17 protein-coding genes are annotated in these 20,736 nt (G+C 61.5%); 8 read left to right on the top strand and 9 right to left on the bottom strand.

Annotated elements, in window-relative coordinates; translation table 11 throughout:
* Nucleotides 1-4 precede the first annotated feature (4 nt).
* The gene (locus NKI16_RS03030; RefSeq protein ID WP_023676444.1) at nt 5-934 is read left to right on the top strand and encodes a sugar kinase; all 930 of its coding nucleotides are present in this window, start codon (nt 5-7) and stop codon (nt 932-934) included.
* On the opposite strand, the gene NKI16_RS03025 is transcribed toward NKI16_RS03030, so the two are convergent.
* The 3 genes from NKI16_RS03025 to NKI16_RS03015 all read right to left on the bottom strand — a co-directional run bounded on the left by NKI16_RS03025 (nt 927) and on the right by NKI16_RS03015 (nt 3,783).
* Entirely contained in the window at nt 927-1,928 is a 1,002-nt protein-coding gene (locus NKI16_RS03025) for an NADP-dependent oxidoreductase (protein WP_023676445.1), read from the bottom strand. The genes NKI16_RS03030 and NKI16_RS03025 overlap by 8 nt on opposite strands.
* A 5-nt stretch (nt 1,929-1,933) precedes the next feature.
* A complete protein-coding gene (locus NKI16_RS03020) occupies nt 1,934-2,881 on the bottom strand; it encodes an alpha/beta fold hydrolase (RefSeq protein WP_023676446.1) in 948 nt (315 codons plus the stop codon).
* Between the two features lie 86 nt (nt 2,882-2,967).
* Nucleotides 2,968-3,783 carry an oxidoreductase gene (locus tag NKI16_RS03015; RefSeq protein WP_023676447.1) on the bottom strand — a complete coding sequence of 272 codons (816 nt, stop codon included), beginning with the start codon at nt 3,781-3,783 and terminating at the stop codon, nt 2,968-2,970.
* A 107-nt stretch (nt 3,784-3,890) separates the two neighbouring features.
* Between NKI16_RS03015 and NKI16_RS03010 the strand changes: the two genes are divergently transcribed.
* Nucleotides 3,891-4,475 carry a TetR/AcrR family transcriptional regulator gene (locus NKI16_RS03010; protein WP_023676448.1) on the top strand — a complete coding sequence of 195 codons (585 nt, stop codon included), beginning with the start codon at nt 3,891-3,893 and terminating at the stop codon, nt 4,473-4,475.
* Nucleotides 4,476-4,487: 12 nt separating this feature from the next.
* Here the strand turns inward: NKI16_RS03010 and NKI16_RS03005 are convergent, their stop codons facing one another.
* Complete coding sequence (locus tag NKI16_RS03005) at nt 4,488-5,537, bottom strand: LacI family DNA-binding transcriptional regulator (RefSeq protein WP_245274687.1); 1,050 nt, start codon at nt 5,535-5,537, stop codon at nt 4,488-4,490.
* A 146-nt stretch (nt 5,538-5,683) separates the two neighbouring features.
* Between NKI16_RS03005 and NKI16_RS03000 the strand changes: the two genes are divergently transcribed.
* The 5 genes from NKI16_RS03000 (at nt 5,684) to NKI16_RS02980 (ending at nt 10,490) form a co-directional block, all read left to right on the top strand.
* Nucleotides 5,684-6,724: an ABC transporter substrate-binding protein gene (locus tag NKI16_RS03000; protein WP_023676450.1), complete on the top strand. Its 1,041-nt coding sequence runs from the start codon at nt 5,684-5,686 to the stop codon at nt 6,722-6,724.
* A 125-nt stretch (nt 6,725-6,849) separates the two neighbouring features.
* Nucleotides 6,850-7,887 carry an ABC transporter ATP-binding protein gene (locus NKI16_RS02995; RefSeq protein ID WP_023676451.1) on the top strand — a complete coding sequence of 346 codons (1,038 nt, stop codon included), beginning with the start codon at nt 6,850-6,852 and terminating at the stop codon, nt 7,885-7,887.
* Complete coding sequence (locus NKI16_RS02990; protein ID WP_352782368.1) at nt 7,884-8,771, top strand: ABC transporter permease; 888 nt, start codon at nt 7,884-7,886, stop codon at nt 8,769-8,771. The genes NKI16_RS02995 and NKI16_RS02990 overlap by 4 nt, the downstream gene beginning before the upstream one ends.
* Nucleotides 8,764-9,555: an ABC transporter permease gene (locus tag NKI16_RS02985; RefSeq protein ID WP_352624600.1), complete on the top strand. Its 792-nt coding sequence runs from the start codon at nt 8,764-8,766 to the stop codon at nt 9,553-9,555. Before NKI16_RS02990 ends, NKI16_RS02985 begins: the two co-directional genes overlap by 8 nt.
* A gap of 14 nt (nt 9,556-9,569) precedes the next feature.
* On the top strand, nt 9,570-10,490 hold the full coding sequence (locus NKI16_RS02980) for a phosphorylase family protein (RefSeq protein ID WP_023676454.1): 921 nt from the start codon (nt 9,570-9,572) through the stop codon (nt 10,488-10,490).
* Nucleotides 10,491-10,983: 493 nt separating this feature from the next.
* On the opposite strand, the gene NKI16_RS02975 is transcribed toward NKI16_RS02980, so the two are convergent.
* From NKI16_RS02975 to NKI16_RS02955, 5 genes are all read right to left on the bottom strand, one after another.
* On the bottom strand, nt 10,984-11,553 hold the full coding sequence (locus NKI16_RS02975) for a GNAT family N-acetyltransferase (protein ID WP_352840360.1): 570 nt from the start codon (nt 11,551-11,553) through the stop codon (nt 10,984-10,986).
* Nucleotides 11,554-11,650: 97 nt separating this feature from the next.
* Nucleotides 11,651-13,387 (bottom strand): adenylate/guanylate cyclase domain-containing protein, encoded by a 1,737-nt coding sequence (locus tag NKI16_RS02970; RefSeq protein ID WP_352782370.1) that lies wholly within the window; start codon nt 13,385-13,387, stop codon nt 11,651-11,653.
* Between the two features lie 449 nt (nt 13,388-13,836).
* Entirely contained in the window at nt 13,837-14,862 is a 1,026-nt protein-coding gene (locus tag NKI16_RS02965) for an aldose epimerase family protein (protein WP_352782371.1), read from the bottom strand.
* A gap of 82 nt (nt 14,863-14,944) precedes the next feature.
* Nucleotides 14,945-16,402: an NAD-dependent succinate-semialdehyde dehydrogenase gene (locus tag NKI16_RS02960; protein WP_352644749.1), complete on the bottom strand. Its 1,458-nt coding sequence runs from the start codon at nt 16,400-16,402 to the stop codon at nt 14,945-14,947.
* Between the two features lie 190 nt (nt 16,403-16,592).
* On the bottom strand, nt 16,593-17,543 hold the full coding sequence (locus tag NKI16_RS02955) for an AEC family transporter (protein ID WP_352624606.1): 951 nt from the start codon (nt 17,541-17,543) through the stop codon (nt 16,593-16,595).
* Nucleotides 17,544-17,692: 149 nt separating this feature from the next.
* On the opposite strand from NKI16_RS02955, the gene NKI16_RS02950 reads away from it, so the two are divergent.
* A complete protein-coding gene (locus tag NKI16_RS02950; protein WP_352782373.1) occupies nt 17,693-20,704 on the top strand; it encodes a caspase family protein in 3,012 nt (1,003 codons plus the stop codon).
* Nucleotides 20,705-20,736 lie beyond the last annotated feature (32 nt).

Here is a 20,736-nt window from a genome sequence, read left to right as displayed (position 1 = left end):
CTTCATGGCAGGAAACGGCATCGCCTCGATCGGCGAGTGCATGCTCGAGCTTTCGGGCCAGGCCGGGCCGAACTGGCGCATGGGCTTTGCCGGCGACACGTTCAACACTTTATGGGCGCTGCATGCCTTGAGCGGCGACCGGCCGGCGACCTATGTGTCGGCCTTCGGCGACGACCCGTTCTCACGCGACCAGATCAAGTTCCTGGCCGAGAACGGCATCGGCATCGGCGCCAGCCCGGTGATAGCGGGCGCCCGCCCCGGCCTCTATGCGATCACGCTGACCGGCGCCGAACGTTCTTTCACCTATTGGCGGGCCGATGCGGCCGCAAGGCAGTTGGCTTCGGACCCAGCCGCTTTGCAGAAAAGCCTTGAAAACCAGGCGCTTGTCTATTTTTCCGGTATAACTTTGGCAATCCTCGACGACGACGCACGCACGGTGCTGCTGACGGCCGTGGCCAAGGCGCGCGCGGCCGGCTCGCTGATCGCCTTCGATCCCAACTACCGGCCGCGGCTATGGCGCCAAAGCGAGGAAGCGCAGGCCGCGATCCTCGAGGCGCTCGCCGTCGCCGACATCGCGCTCCCGACCTTTCCCGACGAGCAGATGCTGTTTGGTGATACGACACCGCAGAAAACAGCTGAACGGCTGCGAAAGCTGGTCGGCGAAGTCGTCGTCAAGAACGGCGAGGAACCGGCGCTGATCGCGCAAAACGGAACCTTGCAATCGGTGCCGGCGGTACACGTCGCCACCCCGGTCGACACCACCGGCGCCGGCGACTCCTTCAACGGCGCCTATCTCGCCGCTCGCCTTGCCAGCCATGCCCCGGCAGAGGCGGTGCTGCGCGCCCATCGCGTCGCCGCCGCCGTCGTGCAGGTGCGCGGCGCCCTGGCGCCGTTCGAGACGCTCAAGGCTGCGTTCGAGGCAACTGCTATCTGACCTTGATGACGACCTTGCCCTTGGCGCGTCCTGTTTCGACATAGGCCAGAGCGTCATTGGTCGCTTCGAATGGAAAGACCCGATCCACAACCGGGCGGATCGCGCCGGCTTCGATGAGAGCGGTGATTTTGCTCAGCTGATCGCCCTGCGCCCACATGAAAAGGAACGAAAACTGCACGCCGCGGCGCTTGGCTTTGGCCCGAATTCCGCGACTCAGGAAGCGCAGCACCAGCCTCAGCATCAAGTTCAGTCCCTTTTCCCTGGCAAATTCGGGATCCGGTGGACCGGAGATGGAGATGAGCTTGCCACCCGGTTTCAGCACGCTCAGGGATTCTTCCAGTGTCTTGGCGTCCTGGCTGTTCAAGACGACATCGTAGCCCGACAGAACTTTCTCGAAGTCGTCTTTCCTGTAATCGACGACGACATCGGCGCCGAGACTTTTGACCAGATCGGCACTCGCCGCGCTCGCGGTTGTCGCAACGGTCGCGCCGAGGTGCTTGGCTAACTGAATAGCAAATGTCCCGACGCCGCCGGAACCAGCCTGAATGAAGACCTTCTGTCCCTTCTTCAGGTTTGCCCGTTCGATGAGCGTCTGCCAGGCGGTGAGACCGACCAGGGGAATCGACGCCGCCTCTTCCATACTGAGATTCTCGGGCCTCAAGGCTACGTCGGCCTCATTCACGGCAATGAATTCGGCGAATGTCCCAATCCGGCCATCGCGCGGCCGCGCATAGACCTCGTCGCCTGCCTTGAACTTGCTGACTTTCGATCCCACGCGGATAACCTTCCCAGCCACGTCGTGGCCCAGGATGAAGGGCCGGCGGTAGGGCAAGATGAGCTTGAATTCTCCGGTTGTGACCTTGGAATCGAGCAGGTTCACCCCTGCGGCATGGACCTCGACCAAGACATCGCTGTCCTGGAGCTCCGGCTCCGGCATTTCGGCCAGCCTCAGGGTGCCCTTTTTATTATACTTATCGACAACGAATGCCTTCATGGCAGTTACTTTCTAAGAATGTCTGTTGTTGTTCGGGACGAAACAAGCCGAACGTTTTCAGCTGCATGGCCGCCCTGCGGCAAGGCCTCAGCCTCGAGGAAGGACAGGGCTTTCGGGACAAAATCGGCGTAGTTCTGAAATACCCCGCCATGCCCGGCATCCGGATAGATAACCAGATGCGCCCCCGGGATACGCCCGGCGAGATCATAGGTATTGCTGCTCGGCACCATCCTGTCCTGGTCGCCATTCGCAACCAAAGTGGGAATGCGGATGGTGCTCAGGTCTTGTGGCGCCTGGAGTCCGTAGGCCTTGATCGCCTTGAGTTGCGCGCCGAACGCACTCAGCGATACCGCTTTGTCCCGGTTATTCCGGCGCTCTTTCAACCGTCGCAGAAATGCGTTTGCGGCGCGGCGGCCATTCGGCGTTCTTGTGAAGAAGAGATAGTACTTCGGATCCCGAAAAGTCAGCGCGCCCTTGATCATGTCCACGATCGTCAGCGGCGTCACCCTGTCGATGCCTTGCCCACCGGCCGGCCCCGTGCCAGCCAGGATGAGTTTGCGCACAAGCTTGGGCTCGGTCAGCACAATCTCTTGCGCCACGAAGCCGCCGAGTGAAAAGCCGAAGAGATCGACTTCTTCGAACCCCAGCGCCCGGACAAAGGCGACCGCATCCCGCGCCATGCCGGAAATGGTCGACGGAGTTTTGCCACCCGAAGCACCGATGCCGCGATTGTCGAAGGCAATCACCCGCCGGGTCGCAGCGAGGCCATCGACGATGCGCGGATCAAAATTGTCCAGCTGAGCAGCCAGATGGTTGAGCAGGATCACCGGCACGCCCGTCCTGGGCCCGAGTTCCCTGTACGCAAAAGCTATGCCGCCGACATCGACCGAGCGCGTTGGCGCGTCCTGGAACAACGCCGGTGAACGCGGCGACCGATTGGATCTATGTGTCATGCTTGGCGCCTCCGTTTCGAAGGGCCTGGCCAAATGTGTCGTAGTTGCTAGTCGCATGTGCGTGAAATCCTCTGGCTCGCCGTTGTTCAGACCGGCAGTCGGAACTGCTTGCGCAGGCTCTTGTCGAAAATCCCCGCGGGGGCAAAGCGGCGCAGCAGGCTGACCTGGCGCGCTGCCTTACCAGCGGTATAGCGCCGCCGCGGACGGGCATCGGTCGCTGCCTTGACAACCACATCCGCCACCACTTCCGGCCGATCGGCCTTGGGCATCACATCGCCCAGCAGCGCCTTGAACCCGGCTCGAGCCCGATCGTATTCCTTCAACAGCGAATCCGGCTCGATGCCGTTCTGGTCGAAGACGGTGCGGACGAATGCCGGCTCGATGACGGAAACGCGGACGTTGAAGGCGCGCACCTCGTGGTCGAGCGATTCCGAATAGCCTTCGAGCGCGTGCTTGACCGCCGAGTAATGAGCTGTGTATGGCGCGGGTACCAGTCCCAGAATCGAGCCGATATTGATGATGCGCCCTTCGCCGCGCCGCCGCATCGACGGCAACACCGCATTGGTCATCCGCATGACGCCGAACAGATTGACGTCGAATAGGGCTTGTACCTGTGCGACCGAGGATTCCTCGGCGCCTCCTAGCAGACCGACACCGGCATTGTTGACCAGGAGGTCGATCCGGCCAGTCTGCGCAAGCACGGTGGCAACGAGCGCATTGACGGCCGCATCATCGGTCACGTCGCATGCCAGCATGGTCACTCCGCCCGGACCATTACTGGTCTTGCGGCGACTTGTCCCGAAGACAGTGAAACCCGCCCGCGCCAAGGCCTCGGCGCTGGCGCGGCCGATGCCCGAGGAGGCTCCGGTCACGATTGCGGTTTTTTCAGAATTCCCATTCATTTTTGATGTTCCAGGTTCGAGAGGTCTAGCTTATTTCCACGAATTGAATTATGGTCGTAATATCAGATTATGAACATAATGCAATAGCAGGACAGGAAAGAAAGACCATGCGCTACGAAAAGGGCCGAAAAGACGCGTCACGCAGCCGGATCATGGAGGTCGCCGCCGAACGTTTTCGATCTGACGGCATCGCGGCGTCCGGGCTGGCGACCATCATGAGCGACGCCGGGCTGACGAACGGCGCCTTCTATCCGCACTTCCAGTCCAAGGCGGAGCTCGTCCGTGAAAGCGTGGCGGCGGCGCTGGACGCGCAGTCGCATCAAGTGCAGGAAGCGTTGGCCGCCGGCGGTCCGGAAATGGCCATAGAGACGTATCTATCGGCCGAGCACCGGGACAATCCTGGAAAGGGTTGTGCTTCGGCCGCGTTGTTGCCGGAAATCGCGCGGCAGCCGCCTGAAACGCGAGCCCTCTATGCCGAGCGCGTTCAATCCCTGGTGCGCCAGATAGCCGAAGCTCTGCCGCCGACCGAGGATCCCGAGGGCGCTGCGTTGGGCATGTTTGCAACGCTCATCGGCGCGCTTCAACTCGCGCGCGCCGTGGAAGGGACGGAATTGTCGGATCGCATCCTTGCGGCGGGAGCAGTTGCCGCAAAGGCGCTGATCCGGCCGGTTCAAGACGAGGTGGCCCCCTGAGGGCAGCCCGGATTATTCGGCCGGCTCGAATCTGCCTTGCACCAAGACTGTCTCCACCGGCCCAAGCGGATTGATGATCCGGCTCTCCAGGACTTCGATAAGTTTGCGTCCAACACCCGCCATATCCACGGAATGAACTCCGATCTTTGCCGGCAGGAAGCGTGCCAGCCGCGTGCTGTCACGGGTGACGATGTGGACGTCGCGGCCTGGTGTAAGACCCCGCTTGCCGAGAGCGTGCAACGCTCCCAGAAGGCCCAGTTCGTTGGCGCACGCCAAGCCCGTTGGCGGATCTGATGACGCCAGCAAGCGATCGAACCAGCCTGCGCTCGATTCCATGGTGAACATGCCATGACCGATCAACGATGGGTCGATCGGAATACCAGCCTCGGCCATTGCCCTTCCATACCCGGAAAGACGCATGGCACTCGCCTGGTCCTCCGGAACGAGAAGTTGCAGCGCAATGCGTCGACAGCCCTTATCCATGAGCCGCCGGGTCGCCTCGTAGGCAATCTGTTCATTGTCGACATCGACATAAGGATACGCGATATCCATGTCGGTTCTTCCAAACGCGACGAACGGCATGCGTTTATCCAGCAGCAGCTTGACGCGCGGATCAGCCGACACCAGGCGCGTGATGACCAGGCCGTCTGCGCTGCGAGCCTGAAGCTGCCGCTGCACACTCTCAACGGGATCGTCGTCGGGAGTGGTGGAATAGATGGACAGACTATAACCGGCTTGCCGCGCCGCCAGCGTCATGCCTTCGATTAAAGGAAGCTTCAACAGATCGGACAGATGGTCTCGTGTTTCCATCGGGAGTACGGCCGTCAGCGTCTGCGTTCGACCGGTTTTGAGCGCGCGACCATGATGATTTGGTAAATAGCCGACCCGCTTAGCCGCCTCCTTGACGCGGGCTATGGTCGAGGGCTGCACTTCCGGTCCATCTTTCAGAGCGCGGGAAACCGTGGTCACCGACAGGGAAAGTTCCGCGGCGATCTGCTTTAGATTGGCCATTGTTCGCCCGACTTCATTTGCGAAAGCGCCGGCTGATTTGCTGACCGCCATAACGTTACCGAATTCGACATCCCGGTCAATCGAAACTCCCGTAGGAAGCAGCTTGACTCCAGCGCATTGAGATGCAATCGTAACGTTACGATTACAAAATAATGGCTCTTTTGAGCGATGTTTGATAAAGTTGGGGAGGAGAACCTATGTCCTGGCTACGCATTTCCTTAACAGCATTCGCAATCTCGGCTGCCCTGCCCGTTCATGCGCAAACAGTCACCATCACGACCGCAGGTGGGGATTATGGTAACGCCATGAAGGAAGCCATGTGGGGCCCTGCTGCAAAAGAGCTTGGCTATGATGTCCGCGAGGAGACCCTAAGCGACGGCCTGGCCGCCTTGAAGATGCAGGTCACCTCGGGTGCGGTCACGACCGACGTCATTCACCTGGGCTCACCGGAAGGTGCCCAGGCCGCCGCACAATCGCTGCTGGAGCCACTCGACTACAAGATCATCGATCCGAAATCCGTCCCGGAGGGTGCGAAGTCCGACTACTGCTATCCGTTTGACTCCTATGGCACCGTCATGTCGTGGAACACCAAGACCTATGGCGAGAACCCGCCGAAGACATGGGCGGAATTCTGGGATGTTGCCAAATTTTCTGGCCGTCGCGCGTTGCGCGCCAATGCGCAAGACTCGATCGAGATCGCGCTGCTCTCCGATGGCGTGGCACCGGCGGACGTCTATTCCGTGCTCAGCACCCCGGAAGGGCTAGAGCGCGCCATCAAGCGGCTTGAAGCGATCAAACCAGATGTCGCCGTGTGGTGGACCTCGGGCGCCCAGTCCGCGCAGTTGCTGAAAGACGGTGAGGCGGATTTGGTCATTACCTGGAACGGACGCGCGCAAACCGTGAAAGCAGATGGCGGCGCGGCTGACTACACGTTCAAGGGTTCGGTCATCGGCACGGACTGTCTTGGGGTGCCGAAGGGAGCGCCGAACAAGGAAGCCGCGATGAAGCTCATCGCAGCGATGACGCAGCCCGCGCGGGTTGCCAAGCTGACCGATTTCATTGCCTACGGCCCAGTCAATCCTGCGGCATATGAGGGTGGCCTTATTCCCGAGGACCGTCTGAAGACCCTTGCGACCGCACCTGAAAATGCTGGCACTTCGGTGTTTTCCAATTCAGAATGGTGGGTCAAGAATGGCGAGGCTGCCCAAAGAGCCTTCGATGAAATGATGGCTCGCTGACTCTCAGCTCTGACGCATGTCGCGCAAAAATGTGCAGCGCGACAACGACATGCATGAAAACAAGAACCTAAAGCGCGTCGCGTGAAGCCGGTCGAACGCGATGCGCTTCAAGGCTGGAGCACATGATGAAGTCGCTCGCGATCACCATCGAAAGCGTGCACAAGGCTTATGGGTCCTACGTCGCACTGGATGATGTTTCGCTCGACATTCAGGCTGGCGAATTCCTCACGCTGCTTGGACCATCGGGATCGGGCAAGACCACGTTACTCATGGCTCTGGCCGGTTTTGTCAGGCCGGATTCCGGTAAACTTTTCTTGGGCGATCGAGACATCACCCGCCTGCCGCCCGACAAACGAGACATCGGCATAGTATTCCAGAATTACGCCTTGTTTCCGCACATGAATGTCCTGGCGAATGTCGCGTATCCGCTGGTGCTGCGCAAGGTACCGAGAGCGGAGGCGCGTCAGCGGGCGCTTGATACCTTGGCCCGCGTGAAGCTGGATGGTCTGGCGGAGCGCAATATTGCCGCACTATCCGGCGGCCAACGTCAACGGGTGGCATTGGCGCGGGCTATCGTCTTCGAACCGCGCGTGATGTTGATGGACGAGCCGCTGTCGGCGCTCGACAAGAACCTGCGCGAGACCATGCAGTATGAGATCCGGCGTCTGCATGATCATCTACGGATCACCACGATCTATGTAACCCACGACCAGCGCGAAGCGCTGATTATGTCTGACCGGATTGCGGTGATGAATTCTGGCCGCATCCAGCAGATAGATACGCCGCAGCGGATTTATGATCGTCCATCGACCCGCTTCGTCGCGGAGTTCATGGGCGAGGCCAACATTGTGGCCCCGGGCTCAGCGCGCAGAATCGACGGCGCCGAAGCATCACGCGAAACTCTGATGATCCGCGCCGAAAGCTTCCATCTTGATGCGAAGCTCGTCGGGGGAGACGGAGTGGCTCTCGAAGGAATACTGCGCGCCAAAGCGTTCCGCGGCGAGAACTGGCTTTTGACGCTGGCGCTTGACGGCGGGCAAGAGGTTCTTGTCTGCATTCCGGCAGCGCTGGCCGGCGGCTGCGCCGAGCTTGCCGCCGGTCAGCGGATGACCGCATATGCACCAGCAGCGAAGGTTCACGCGATACCGGGAGCGATGGCGTGATCGTCGTCCGGGACCCGGCGCTCGCGGCGGATGCGCGGCGCGAGCGGCGGTTTTTTCTTTCACTTTCGCTCCCGGCGCTGTTCATCGTTGGACTGGCGGCGATACTGCCCATCCTTTGGATCATCCGGCAATCCTTCCTGACCACCGGGGGTGAGTACACCGTCGGCAACTACCAGAAGGTCCTTTCGAGCGGACTGACGTGGTCGGCGCTCGTCACGACCCTCGAACTGTCCTTGGGTACGCTGGCGGGCTGCATTGTTCTCGGCACCCCGCTGGCGCTGGCGCTGGCCAGTGTCAGACCAAGGCTGGCCAACGTGCTCATGGCGTTCGTTATGCTGCCGCTGTGGACCTCTATTCTGGTGCGTACCTATGGTTGGCTCGTGCTCTTGCGGCGCGACGGCCTGATCAACGCGGCTTTGACCGGTTCAGGCCTGACGGCGGAGCCATTGCCGCTGGTCTACAACTTCACGGGAACGCTCATCGGCATGGTGCACTACATGCTGCCACTTTTTCTGCTGCCTGTTTATGCTGCGATGCGCGATATCGACCCAAATCTCATTCGCGCGGCTGCGAGCATGGGAGCCACTCTCAGGCAGGTCATCCGCACAGTCATTATGCCGCTTTCGGCGGGCGGCATCTTCTCGGGTTCGATCATCGTCCTCATCTACGCCATAGGTTTTTTCATCACGCCGGCGGTGCTTGGCGGCGGCAAGGTAAATCCGCTCTCTACCCGGATCGAGCGTACATTATCGACCTTTCAGGACTGGGGGTCGGCAAGCGTCCTGGGCATTCTGCTCCTCGTTCTTATGGCGCTGATCGGTGTGATGTTGCTGGCGGCACGCCGTCTGGTGGCCCAGAACACCGTGGAAGCCTCCCATGCTTGAAGCCTATCCGCAAAACAGGCTCGCCCGCATTTTGCTCTGGAGCTTTGCCGCTCTTGTCATGGCATTTCTGATGCTGCCGACGCTCGTGGTGGTGCCGCTTTCCTTTTCGGCGTCGAATCTCCTCGAGTTTCCGCCGCACGCCTACTCGTTGCGCTGGTACGAGAACTTCTTCGGCTCGGCAACGTGGATGGCCGCGCTCAGAACGAGTTTGATCCTTGGGACTTTGACGGCGTTGATCGCGGTGCCTTTCGCGCTGCTCGCCTGCATTTCAATGAATCGGCTGGGCGGAAAGACCGCTGCGGCCATCCAGAGCGTCCTGCTGACCCCCTCGATCACCCCAGGTATCCTGCTTGCGATCGGTCTCTTCTTTGTGTTGGCCGCACAACATCTGATCGGAACGCTATTCGGTGTGCTGGTCGGACATGTGGTGCTGGCCGTTCCGGTCGCCTGCATTGTGTTGCTACCCGCTCTCGCCCGCTTTGACTGGAACCAGGTTCAGGCGGCGCGCAGCCTCGGTGCAAACTGGGCCAGGTCCATTGGCGGAATCATCGTTCCGCAACTTCGGATCAGCTTGCTGTCAGCGACATTGATGGCGTTCCTGACTTCGCTCGACGAGTCCGTGATTTCGATCTTCATCGCAAGCGGTCGCAACAGCACGATGCCGAAGCTTATGTTCCTGTCGCTGCGCGATCAGATCGATCCGACCATTGCGGCGATCTCGACATTGTGGACCGTCATCGTCGTGGCCGTGGTCCTGATTGTGACCCTTCGCCAAAAATCCTGACCGAGACTGGAAACATGCCCACCAATTATCATGCAGCCGACGATCTGACGGATCATTCGACGGACATCCCTCAGGTAGGGTTGGCCATCATCACCGGGTCGGCAAACTGGGGGCTTGCCTTCCCGGAAGATGTCGAATTCGATGGTGTGCGCACCTTGCGGCGCGACATGAGTTTTGAAACACCTTTCGGTCGCACCGACAACTGGAAGCTGCTCGAGTTCGATGCGTCGATCACAGCGGAAGGGAGAGCAAAACGCGCGCTGTGCATGTATTCGCACGGCAATCCCCGCGACCGTATCGACCATTCCTGCCATCGCCGCGCGTTCTGGGTATTGATGCGGGCGGGTGTACGGCAAGTTCTCGCCTGCTCGACTGTAGGCGCCGTCAACAAGGCGATCCAGCCGGGCGACATGGTGGTGACCGCCGATATCATTGAACTGACGCAGACCCCGTTTTCACTGCTTCCTGACCGTCAGAGCTTTGACTGTTCGGGCAAGCAAATCGTGTGTCCAAGATGTGCGGCGGTTCTGGTCGAAACGGCCCGCCGTCATTGGCCAGCCGAATGCCGCGTTTATGGCATCGAACAGCAGTTGGTGGCTGCCCATTGTTATGGGCCCCGGCTGACAACGCCTGCCGAAGCCTTGGCATATCGGGGCATGGGGGCGGATGTACTCAACCATTCCATCGCCCCTGAGGCGACCTTGTCGCGCGAGATCGGCGCGTGTTTCGTGCCTTGCGCGTTCGTGACGGCAGGCTTCAACGACTATATGGATCGCAATCGCCAGAAATTGCTGCAGGAGGACGTGCTGCCCAGTCTCTCCATGACAGCCTCGCGGGTCGCGCTGGAGACCGCCGCGCGACTTCCCGCTGATCCAGAATGCTCCTGTCACGGCTTGAAGTCGCCTCAGCCGAAAGAACGCTCCAGCCGGTTCTGAGATAACCCGCCAGATAGCTGAAGCTCTGCCACCGACCAAGAATCCCGAGGGCGCTGCATTGTGCGTGTTTGCGACGTTCGAAACGCTGAGGGCGGCGTTTGAGGATTAGGGTCAAAACTCAATCAGACTGGCTGCCGCCAATGGCCCAGATGGGCGGAACTTGCCGTTTGAATTAGTCGGCGGGAATGAGCACAGAGCGCCATTTGCTGACAATCATGGCGCTTCACCATTGCGGTCGTTCTCGCTACGACCTGATGCGGACCCGAAGCGGATGGTCGTTTGATCCGGTTAAACTCAACGCGCCACCCTACCACGTGCGCCATCTCGAGACGTTCGCGAAAACCTCCACGTCGGTCGCGACTCGACCATGGAGCGGAAGTACAGGCGAAGTCCTGTTTCGTTCGAGATGGCCTGGTTCAATCTCCAGCATCCTCCTCCTGCCATACTGGCCGGAGCGAGTGCCGGCCGCGAGCGAGTGGCCTTTGAGCGTAGCTCAGAGCGTCTTGCTCATCATCAGGATCGGAACCGGAGCGCCGCCACGGTCATCGACGAATTTCTCGGCGGGTTGGTAGCCGCAGGCTCGATAGAGCGGCTCTCCTGCCATCGTGGCTGCCAGATCGGCACGGCGGAAGCCCTCAGCCTTAGCGGCACGTTCACACAGCGAAAGGATAAGGCGGCCGACGCCTCGCCGGACAAAATCCGGATGCGTATACATGGCTCTGATACGCGCCGCGTCCGTGGCTGGATCAAGCAGTGCCGCGTTGCGTCCCGGTGACTGATCACCACCATACATGGTCGTGCGCCGGCTCCAGCCACCGCACCCTGCCAGGACGCCGTCGTGCTCCACGACGAAATAGGTGCCATCATCGACAAGCTGCGTGTCCAGCCCCATGATTGCGCGGCTGGATCGGATCTGTTCATCGTCGAGAAACGGTTTCTGGAGTTCGGAGATCGCTGCATCCATGAGCGCAATCATGGAGGCGAGGTCCTCGCGTCGCGCTATCCGGTGCCGAAAGTCTTCACTGGCCATGTTCAAGCACACCATGAGGCGAAACAAACGCACGATATGGCGAATTTCGTTCCGTCAGAAGACCAAAATATTCGCTGCGGCAGCCTTGGGACGCCTGTCGACAGCAGGCCGAAGGTATAACCAATGACAGTCATTCTGGCAGCCCCGCCATGCGATAACCTTCCACGATATGCCGGCGCACGTCTTCGGCTGGGAATGGCTGCGAATCCGACCAGTGCCGGATAGTGAAGTGCGGATTGCTTATCATGAACATTTTCGCCTCCCAGCGCGCTTCCTCCAAACGGCCAAGTTGCGCAAGGCTTGCTGCAAGCAGGCGTCGTGAAGTCGTGCGATAGGTTTCGGACCTGCGCAGCGTTTGGATCGCGGATTCGTAGTCGCCCATGGCATATTGGGCCTGGCCCAACATCCAGTAATACCAACCGGGCGGGTGAGGGTTGAGTCGCAGTGCCCTGCGGACCTGCTCTATGGCTTCGGCAGGTCGGCCCTTTTCCGTCGTCAACTCGGCCTGCATTGCCCAAGCGTCGGCGTGGTTGGGGTCCAACTCGTGGGCAGCATCGAATTCGGCATCCGATTCCACCCAGCGACTCTCATGTCCCAGTATGACGCCCAATACCCATCTGTTCCCGGCGTCGTTCGGGTCGAGTTCGACCGCCAGCTGTGCTTCGGCGAGCGCTCTTGCGCGGTTGGGGTCCATCGGTTCGTCCCAGAACTCCCAGCCCAGCCAGAGGTTGAGTGCCAGCCAACGGTGCGCCTCCGCGTATTCCGGGTCGAGCGCGATTGCCCGGTTCAGCAGCAAAATGGCCTCTTTCGCGGTGAGCGCCGTTTGCAGGCCAAGGGCCCGGGCACGCACACAGAGATCATAGGCCTCCAGGTTGCTCGGTCTGTTGCGCGCCGGCGCGGCGATCAGGCGGCCAACCAGAGCCTCGACAATCTTGCCGGTCACCTCGTCCTGAACGGCGAAGATATCTTCTAGGCTCCGGTCGAATCTTTCGGCCCAAAGGTGGTCACCCGCGATCGCGTCGATCAGTTGGGCGTTGATACGCACCCGTCCAGCGGCCCGCCGTGCACTACCTTCAAGAAGATGGCGAACTCCCAGTTCTCGCGCGATGCGACGCACATCCACGTGCCTGCCTTTGTATGCAAATGCCGAGTTGCTGGCGATGACGAACAACTCGCTTGTCCTCGACAGATCCGTGATCAAGTCTTCGGTGAGGCCATCGACAAATGCCTCCTGCTCCGGATCATTGCTCATGTTCGTAAAGGGGAGGACGGCAATGGAGGGCTTGGCGGGGAGCTGCAGAGGCGCTTTCTCCGCGAGCCCGCCATCGTCCGATGCGGTCGACAGCCGGATCCGGTAGACAGACACCGGTTCGGTGACGTTCTTGATCGCTTGCGGACCAAGTTCGTCGAAGCCGCAATCGAGCTTCCGCTTGACTTGGTCGTAGACGCTGCCGGACACACAGACATCTCCTGCCCCGGCCATTGCCTGGAGCCGCACTGCGATAATGACGCCGTCGCCGAACAGATCGCCGTCCTCGACAACGACATCGCCCAGATTGATGCCGATATGCAGGTAGATTCTCCGGTCGGCGGTCACACCCTCGTTTGCGGCCGCCATCCGCTTCTGAAGGTCCACGGCGCATGACACGGCGTTCACCGCGCTTCCGAACTCGACCAGAACGCCATCACCCATCACTTTCACAATACGGCCATGACGGTCGCGGACGAGTGGTTCGAGGATTTCCTTCCTCCTCCTCCTTAAAGCGGCCAACGTTCCTTGCTCGTCCAGGTCCAGAAGTCGACTGTAGCCCACCACGTCGGCAGCCAATATGGCGGCAAGGCGGCGTTGGGCGCGTTCTTCGGCCATTTCGCGTTGCTTTCATTGAAAGCAGAAAAGCGAACTTTATGCCGCCCATTTCAAAAGTCTATCAGGTTGACTTCGAGGCTCGATCGCCAAGCAGCTACATAGGGTGATCGCGCCTGTCGATTGTCCCCACTGGGGTCACGACTTGCGCTTGGGGCTCGTCTTGGAGAAGGTCAGCAAGGGGCCAGTGCCGAGTGCCGCAAATGTCGGCTATCGGGCAGTGAAATGGGCTGACGAAGGGCAGCTCAGGGTCAACTTGCGTCGTCAGGGCTCTCGGCGTCAAAGGTCCGAGAGGGTTCGAAGTCGGTCGTTCAGAGTGATTGCGTTTTGACTCCAGAGCGCCGCGCGTCATTGGACGCGCAAAGGACGCTATAACACTTTGAATTTTGCATGATCCTTTCCGAACCGGAGGTCAGCGCAGCAAAACCATGCCGGTTTCCGGGGGTCATGCCCTAAGGCAGCCTGAACCGGTATTCGGTCACGTGATGATAGATCTGGCCCGGCCACAGCGTGGCTTGCGGGAAATACGGCCGGTTCGGCGCATCCGGCCAGATTTGCGGTTCCAGGCAGAAGCCTGAAAACGCCTTGTACTGGCGTCCGCCCAGTCCAGGCGAGGACGGTGCCAGATACTGGCCGGTATAGAGCTGGACGCCCGGCTCGGTCGTCCAGAGCTCCATCTCGACGTCGGAATTCGCGCCTTGCGCCCACGATGCCTGCTTCAGCGGCCCGCGCGTCGAAGCGAGGCAGAAATTCTGGTCGTAGGGGAGTTGCTCGCCCTCGGTCTCCATGCGCAGCGGCCGCGCCTGGCGAAAGTCGAAAGGTGTGCCGTCGACCGGCTTTACCGTGCCTGTCGGAATGAGATCCGCGTCGACCGGCAGATAGGCGCCGGCATTCAGCATCAACCGGTGATCGAGAATGTCGCCGGCGCCGCCGTCGTCCAGGTTGAAATAGGAATGCTGGGTGAGATTGCAGAGCGTCGGCTCCTCGCAGGTGGCGGTCAGTTCGACGCTGAGCGTGCCGGGGATCTTGAGCCGGTAGGTGCAGGTCACGTCGAGCGCGCCGGGAAAGCCCATCATGCCGTCCGGGTCGTGCAATGTCAGCGTGACAAAATCCCTGCCATGCAGCGAAACCGCCCAGGCACGGCGCGAAAAACCTTGCGAACCGCCATGCAGCGTGTGCTTTTCGAGGAAATTGCGCTCGGTCTGGTAGCGTTTGCCGGCAAGCGTGAAGCGGCCGTCGCGGATACGGTTGGCATAGCGCCCGACGACAGTGCCGAAGAAGGCGGTATCCGTCTCATAGTGCTCGAAACGATCATAGCCGAGCACCAATGGCGCCTCGTGCCCGGCCAGGTGCAGATCCTGGATGATCGCACCCAGGCCGATAATATTGGCGGTAAGGCCGCCGCCACGAATGGTGAAACGGCGGACTTCCTCGCCCGCCTGCGTCGTACCGAAAACCTCGCCGTCCTTCATCGCCATGCTCGCAAGTTCGTTGCTCGACGCCAGCCTGGCCTTTTCCGAAGCGGCTCAGGGTCTTTTTCGGTATTACCGCATGAGGCTTCTAGAGACCAAGTCCGCCGATGCAGACATATTTGGTGTCGAGATAGTCCTCGATGCCCTGATGGCCGCCTTCCTTGCCGAGGCCCGATTCCTTGACGCCGCCGAACGGCGCCTCAGGGGTGGTGATGAGCCCTTCATTGACGCCGACCATGCCGTATTTGAGCCCTTCCATGACCCGGAAGGCGCGGCCGAGATCGCCGGTGTAGAAGTAGCAGGCCAGGCCGAATTCGGTGTCGTTGGCGAGTGCCACGGCCTCTTCCTCGGTCTCGAACTTGAACACCGGCGCTACCGGGCCAAAGATCTCTTCCTTCATGAAGCGCATCCTCGGCGTCGCATTGGCGATCACCGTCGGCTGGAAGAACGAGCCGCCGAGCGCGTGGCGCTTGCCGCCGGCGACGACCTTGCCGCCCTTGGCGGTAGCGTCGGCAATCAGCTCCTCGACCTTCTCCACCGCCTTTTCGTCGATCAGCGGCCCCTGCTGGACGCCGTCTTCGAGGCCGGAACCGACCTTCAGGCCGTCGCTCGCGGCAGCCAACTTTTCGACGAACTGGTCATAGATGCCGGCCTGCACCAGGAAGCGGTTGGTGCAGACGCAGGTCTGGCCGGAATTGCGGTACTTGGCGGTGATGGCGCCAGCGACGGCCCGCTCGATGTCGGCGTCGTCGAAGACGATGAACGGCGCATTGCCACCGAGCTCCATCGACACTTTCTTGACGGTCACCGACGACTTCTGGATCAGGATCTTGCCGACCTCGGTCGAGCCGGTGAAGGTGATCTTCTTGACCAGCGGGTTGGCACAGATCTCGTCGCCGATCTCACCGGCGGCGCCGGTCAGGATATTGATCACGCCTTTGGGGAAGCCGACTTCCTCGGCAAGCGCGCCCCAGGCAAGGCCGGAGTAAGGCGTCTGCGACGCCGGCTTAACCACGGCGGTACAGCCGGCGGCAAGCGCCGGACCGAGCTTGCGGGCCAGCATCGAGGACGGGAAATTCCATGGCGTAATAGCGGCGATGACGCCGACCGGTTCCTTGGTCACCAGGATACGGCGGTCCGCCCAGGGCGACGGCACGACGTCGCCATAAGTGCGGCGGCCTTCTTCGGCGAACCACAATATGTAGGACGCGGCCGAGCCGATCTCGCCCTTCGATTCGAACAGCGACTTGCCCTGCTCGATGGTTAGTAGTTCGGCCAGCACGTCCTGATTGTCCATCATCGCGTCGTGCAGCTTGCGCAACAGCTTCGAGCGTTCGAGCGCGGTGGTCTTGCGCCATGTCTTGAAGGCAGCGTCGGCGGCCTCGATGGCGCGGCGGGTCTCGGCCTTGCCCGACTTCGGCACGGTGCCGATCTTGAGGCCGGTGGCAGGATTGTTGACGTCGACCGTCTGGCCTGAATCGGCCTGCACCCATTCGCCATTGATGAGATTGGCCTGCCGCATGAAATGGCTGGTTTTCTGAAGCATGATCTCGCCTCCGTTCGGCACCTGGCGGGCCGGTCGCTGATTTCGTGAATGGACGTGCGCGATAGCATCGCTAGAGCCACTGCTCTTAGCCCAGGGCAAGCCCCGCAAGCAATCACAAGATGGCATATAGGGTTTGGGCCAGCCAAAGCGAGAGCGATGCAGCCGGGTTCTTATCCAAAAACCCGGGCTCTTATCCAAAAACATGGACGACCACGGTCAGCCAAAACGCAGTGGTCACGACCGCACAGGCGGTGGCGATGGTCATCTGGTTCGACGCCAGCGCCTGGCCGGTGTTGAACTGCACCGCGATGAGATAGGAATTGATGCCGGACGGCAACGCCGCAACCATGACCGCCACCTTGGCCGTCAATGGCGGCAGGCCGATCAGCCAGACCAGGCCGAGAACCAGCGCCGGCATTAGGAACAGTTTCAGAGCCGACAGCGCCAGCGCCGGCCTTACATTGCCGGAAATGCCGAAACGGCGCAGGCTGAGCCCCATGGCGAACAGCGCCACCGGGGCGGCCGTGCCGGCCAGCGCGTCGCTCAGCCGCGTCGCAAGCACCGGCAGCGGCGCACCGGTGAAGCGCCACGCCAGCCCGGCCAGTATGCCGATGATCAGCGGATTGATGAATACCCTCCTGAGAAAGCTCCTGACGACGCGGAGCGGATGCACAGGCTCGCTGCCGCCGCGGCCGAACATCTCGAACAGGATGATCGAGGCCATCATCATCACCGGCAGGTGAATGGAGACGAGCAGTGACAGCACTTCGAACCCGGCCGGCCCGAACACGCCGATCATGAAGGGCGCGCCGAGCAGGACGACGTTGGAGTAGGACGACGATACGCCGCCGACGACGCCGGCGCGGGCGTCTCGTCCGAAAATGCGCGTAATGACCAGATGGCCGGCAGCCCAGGTAAGCGCGACCGCCGCGAAATAAGCCCCCCATAGCGACCACGGCGCCACGCCGTGGAAATCGGCCTTTACCATGGTCTGGAACAGCAAAAGCGGCATTGCCACGTTGATGGCGAATTCGGATACGCCCTCGCCGCTCGCCGGCTTCAAATAACCGGTCAACCCGGCAAGATAGCCGAGCCCGACAAGACTGAAAACGAAGAGGACGGTTTCGGTAAGCGGAGACATTTTTCCCGTGATAGGCGAGCCCCGGCGGCGGCGCAATCGCCCTTCCCTCGCGAATGTACCGGCCAACAATCCGGCCGCTCGGATCTTGCCCGAATTTGCTCATGGTTGGATGCCAGCGCTATACAGGGTTGTCGGGGGACACGCGGCGAATGGGCCTTGTCGGAAATCAGCACTTCTTCAAGCAGGCGTGGCTGACGGCTTTCGTCGGCGCCATGCTTTGCCTCGTGGTGACCTCGGCTCATGCCGCGGAGCCGGCGAGCCTCAGGGGTGTGGCGCTGATCGTCGGCCAGTCGAAATACCAGCACATAGCGGCTCTTCCCAACCCCGCCAACGACGCCCGCGACATCGCCAAGATGCTGACCGACCTCGGCTTCGACGCGCGCAGTGTAACCGACCGCGACACGGCAAAGCTGAAGCGCGACCTCGAGCGTTTCGCCGAGGATGCAGAGGACGCCGACGTCGCCTTGATCTACTATTCCGGCCACGGCATCGAGGCCGGCGGCGAAAACTATCTGGTGCCGGTCGACGCCGACGTTTCTTCATTGAAGGACGCCGATCAGGCCCTGGTGCCGATCTCCGCCGTCATGGACGAATTGAAGACGACCGTGCCGGTAACGATCATGTTGCTCGATGCCTGCCGCACCAACCCGTTTCCGGCGGATGCGGTGCTGCGCCGGGCGCCGACGGCCTCGGCCTCCCCGATCAGCGCCGGCGGATTGGAGCCGGTGCGCGGTGCCAGGGCACTGGCAAACGCGACCGCGACGGAAAATCTGGGAACGGTGATCGGCTTTGCCGCCGAGCCGGGGCGGCCGGCACTCGACGGCATCGTCGGCGAAAACAGCCCCTACGCAGCGGCACTTCTGCGCCACCTAGCGGCAATGAAGGGCACCGAGTTCGGCTCGGTCATGCGCATGGTGACCGAGGAGGTCTATCTCGACACCAAGGCAAGGCAGCGGCCATGGGTCAATGAAAGCCTGCGCCGGCTGCTCTATTTCGGCGTTGCACCGCAGGAGCCGACCGGCGACGACGACCTGATCACCGGCGAGCGGCGGCAATTGCTGCTGACGATCGCCGAGTTGCCGAACCCCAAGCGGGCACAGGTCGAACTGGCCTCGCTGCAGGACGGCGTGCCGCTCGACGCGCTTTATGGCGTGCTGAAGGCGCTCGGCACCGAAAAGATGCCGGAGGACCCCACCGACCTGCAAAAGCTGCTCGATGCGCAGGCCGAGCGCCTGAAGAAGATGATCTCCGAGCGCAACGCGCTGCGCACCGACGACCCCGAGATCAGCCGCCTCGTCGCCTCGGCCGACAAGGCGATCGGCCAGGGCGCCATCGTCACCGCGCGCAACTTCCTCGACCAGGCGGTGGGCCGGGTCGAGCAGGCCAGCGGCGTGGTCGATCGGGCAGAGGATCTGGTCAGGCAGAAGCGTCTTGCCGACGCGACGGTCTATGCCAGGCGCGCCGACGCTTCGGCGCTGGTCTTCGACTATCTGTCGGCCGCCAACGATTACGGCAAGGCCTTCTCGCTGGTCGAGAAATGGGACGACAGGCTGCGCTGGAACTACAAGAACCAGGAGGCGGAAGCGCTGAACGCGCATGGCAACGCCACCGGCGACAGGCAAGCGCTGCAGCGCGCCATCGACGCCTACCGCATCATCCTGAATTTCATCCCCAATGGCGAGCAGAACCGCGACTGGGCAATCACCCGCAACAACATGGCGGTGGTGCTGCAGACGATCGGCGAGCGCGAGCGCGAAACCGACCGGCTGGAAGAGGCAGCGAAAATCTTTCGCGATTCGCTTGCCGTGTTCGAGCGCGAGAAGGACGACATCAACTGGGCCGCGGCCCAGAACAACCTGGCCAATGTGCTGTTGAAGATCGGCGAACGCGAGAGCGACCCGAAACGCCTGAACGAGGCGGTGGTGGCGATGCGCGCCACGCTGGAGAAGCGGCCGCGCGACAAAGTCCCGCTGGACTGGGCCGCCTCGCAAAGCAACCTTGGCCTTGCGCTTTACGCGCTTTCGGAGCGCGAACCGGACGGCGAGCGCCTGACTGAGGCCGAGGCCGCCTATCGGCTGGCGCTTGAAGAATACACGCGCGAAAAAGCCCCCGTTCAGTGGGCGATGGTCCAGAACAATCTCGGCAACACGCTGGTGTCTCTCGGCACGCAACGCAACGACAAGGCAAAAATCGACGAGGCAGCCGCGGCATTCCGCGCCGCGCTCGAAATCCGCACCCGCGACACCTTCCCGCTCTCCTGGGCGAGCAGCCGTCTCAATCTCGGTAACGCGCTGAGCAGTGCTGCCCGTTTCGATTTCGGCACCGGCCTGCTCGAAGAGGCGGCTGCCGCCTATGGCGACGCGCTGACCATATTCACACGCCAACGTTTTCCGACGGATTGGGCTTCGGCGGAGAACAATCTCGGCTCGATCTACCAGACGCTCGGCCAGCGCACGCGCGATCCTGCCAGGCTTGAGCAATCGGCTGCTGCATACCGGGCGGCACGGCGCGTCTATACCAAAAAGGAGTTTCCGCTCGACTGGGCGATGACCCACTACAATCTCGCCAACACGCTGCAACTGCTCGGCGGCGTGACCGACAAGCCGGTGCATTACGAGGAGGCGATCGAGGCCTATCGCGATGCGCTGCGCGAATACAAGCGCGAGACGACGCCGCGGCAATGGGCACTGGCGCAGGCCGGTCTAGGCTCGGCGCTGCAATGGCTAAGCATGAGCGAGGCCGATCCCCGCAAACTGGCCGCATCGATCGCCGCGCGCCGGGCGGCGCTGGAGGTACTGACCTTCGAGACCTCGCCCGTCGACTGGGCAAACGCGCAGAACGGCATCGGCATGAGCCTGATCAATCTCGGCAATCTCGAACGCACCGGCAAATATCTGGACGAAGCCGAAGCCGCCTTCGAGGCAACGCTCAAGGTCTTCACCCGCGAAAGCCAGCCGATGCAATGGGCCTTCGAGCAGAACAATCTCGGCGACGTCCACTGGAACCGCGGCAGCTATGGCGGCGGCAATGCCGAATTCCAAAAGGCGATCGAATTCTTCGAGAACGCCAAGCAGGGCTTTACCGAAGCCGGCTACACACTCCCGATCCCGCTGACCGACCGCAAGATCGATCTGGTGAAGAAGCAGATAGCGAAGAAATAGGCGTCTCGGCCGCAGGTTGCACTCGGCTTGTC

It is taken from the genome of Mesorhizobium sp. M0698 (assembly GCF_040320455.1).
Lineage (GTDB): Bacteria > Pseudomonadota > Alphaproteobacteria > Rhizobiales > Rhizobiaceae > Mesorhizobium.
This window is presented reverse-complemented; position numbering and strand designations above follow the sequence as displayed.

What these genes read in the sequence shown, in the direction of transcription:
- NKI16_RS03030 (WP_023676444.1), top strand. Translation starts at nt 5, where the DNA reads ATGGCAGGAAACGGCATCGCCTCGATCGGCGAGTGCATGCTCGAGCTT.
- NKI16_RS03025 (WP_023676445.1), bottom strand. Translation starts at nt 1,928, where the DNA reads ATGAAGGCATTCGTTGTCGATAAGTATAATAAAAAGGGCACCCTGAGG.
- NKI16_RS03020 (WP_023676446.1), bottom strand. Translation starts at nt 2,881, where the DNA reads ATGACACATAGATCCAATCGGTCGCCGCGTTCACCGGCGTTGTTCCAG.
- NKI16_RS03015 (WP_023676447.1), bottom strand. Translation starts at nt 3,783, where the DNA reads ATGAATGGGAATTCTGAAAAAACCGCAATCGTGACCGGAGCCTCCTCG.
- NKI16_RS03010 (WP_023676448.1), top strand. Translation starts at nt 3,891, where the DNA reads ATGCGCTACGAAAAGGGCCGAAAAGACGCGTCACGCAGCCGGATCATG.
- NKI16_RS03005 (WP_245274687.1), bottom strand. Translation starts at nt 5,537, where the DNA reads ATGGCGGTCAGCAAATCAGCCGGCGCTTTCGCAAATGAAGTCGGGCGA.
- NKI16_RS03000 (WP_023676450.1), top strand. Translation starts at nt 5,684, where the DNA reads ATGTCCTGGCTACGCATTTCCTTAACAGCATTCGCAATCTCGGCTGCC.
- NKI16_RS02995 (WP_023676451.1), top strand. Translation starts at nt 6,850, where the DNA reads ATGAAGTCGCTCGCGATCACCATCGAAAGCGTGCACAAGGCTTATGGG.
- NKI16_RS02985 (WP_352624600.1), top strand. Translation starts at nt 8,764, where the DNA reads ATGCTTGAAGCCTATCCGCAAAACAGGCTCGCCCGCATTTTGCTCTGG.
- NKI16_RS02980 (WP_023676454.1), top strand. Translation starts at nt 9,570, where the DNA reads ATGCCCACCAATTATCATGCAGCCGACGATCTGACGGATCATTCGACG.
- NKI16_RS02970 (WP_352782370.1), bottom strand. Translation starts at nt 13,387, where the DNA reads ATGGCCGAAGAACGCGCCCAACGCCGCCTTGCCGCCATATTGGCTGCC.
- NKI16_RS02965 (WP_352782371.1), bottom strand. Translation starts at nt 14,862, where the DNA reads ATGGCGATGAAGGACGGCGAGGTTTTCGGTACGACGCAGGCGGGCGAG.
- NKI16_RS02960 (WP_352644749.1), bottom strand. Translation starts at nt 16,402, where the DNA reads ATGCTTCAGAAAACCAGCCATTTCATGCGGCAGGCCAATCTCATCAAT.
- NKI16_RS02955 (WP_352624606.1), bottom strand. Translation starts at nt 17,543, where the DNA reads ATGTCTCCGCTTACCGAAACCGTCCTCTTCGTTTTCAGTCTTGTCGGG.
- NKI16_RS02950 (WP_352782373.1), top strand. Translation starts at nt 17,693, where the DNA reads ATGGGCCTTGTCGGAAATCAGCACTTCTTCAAGCAGGCGTGGCTGACG.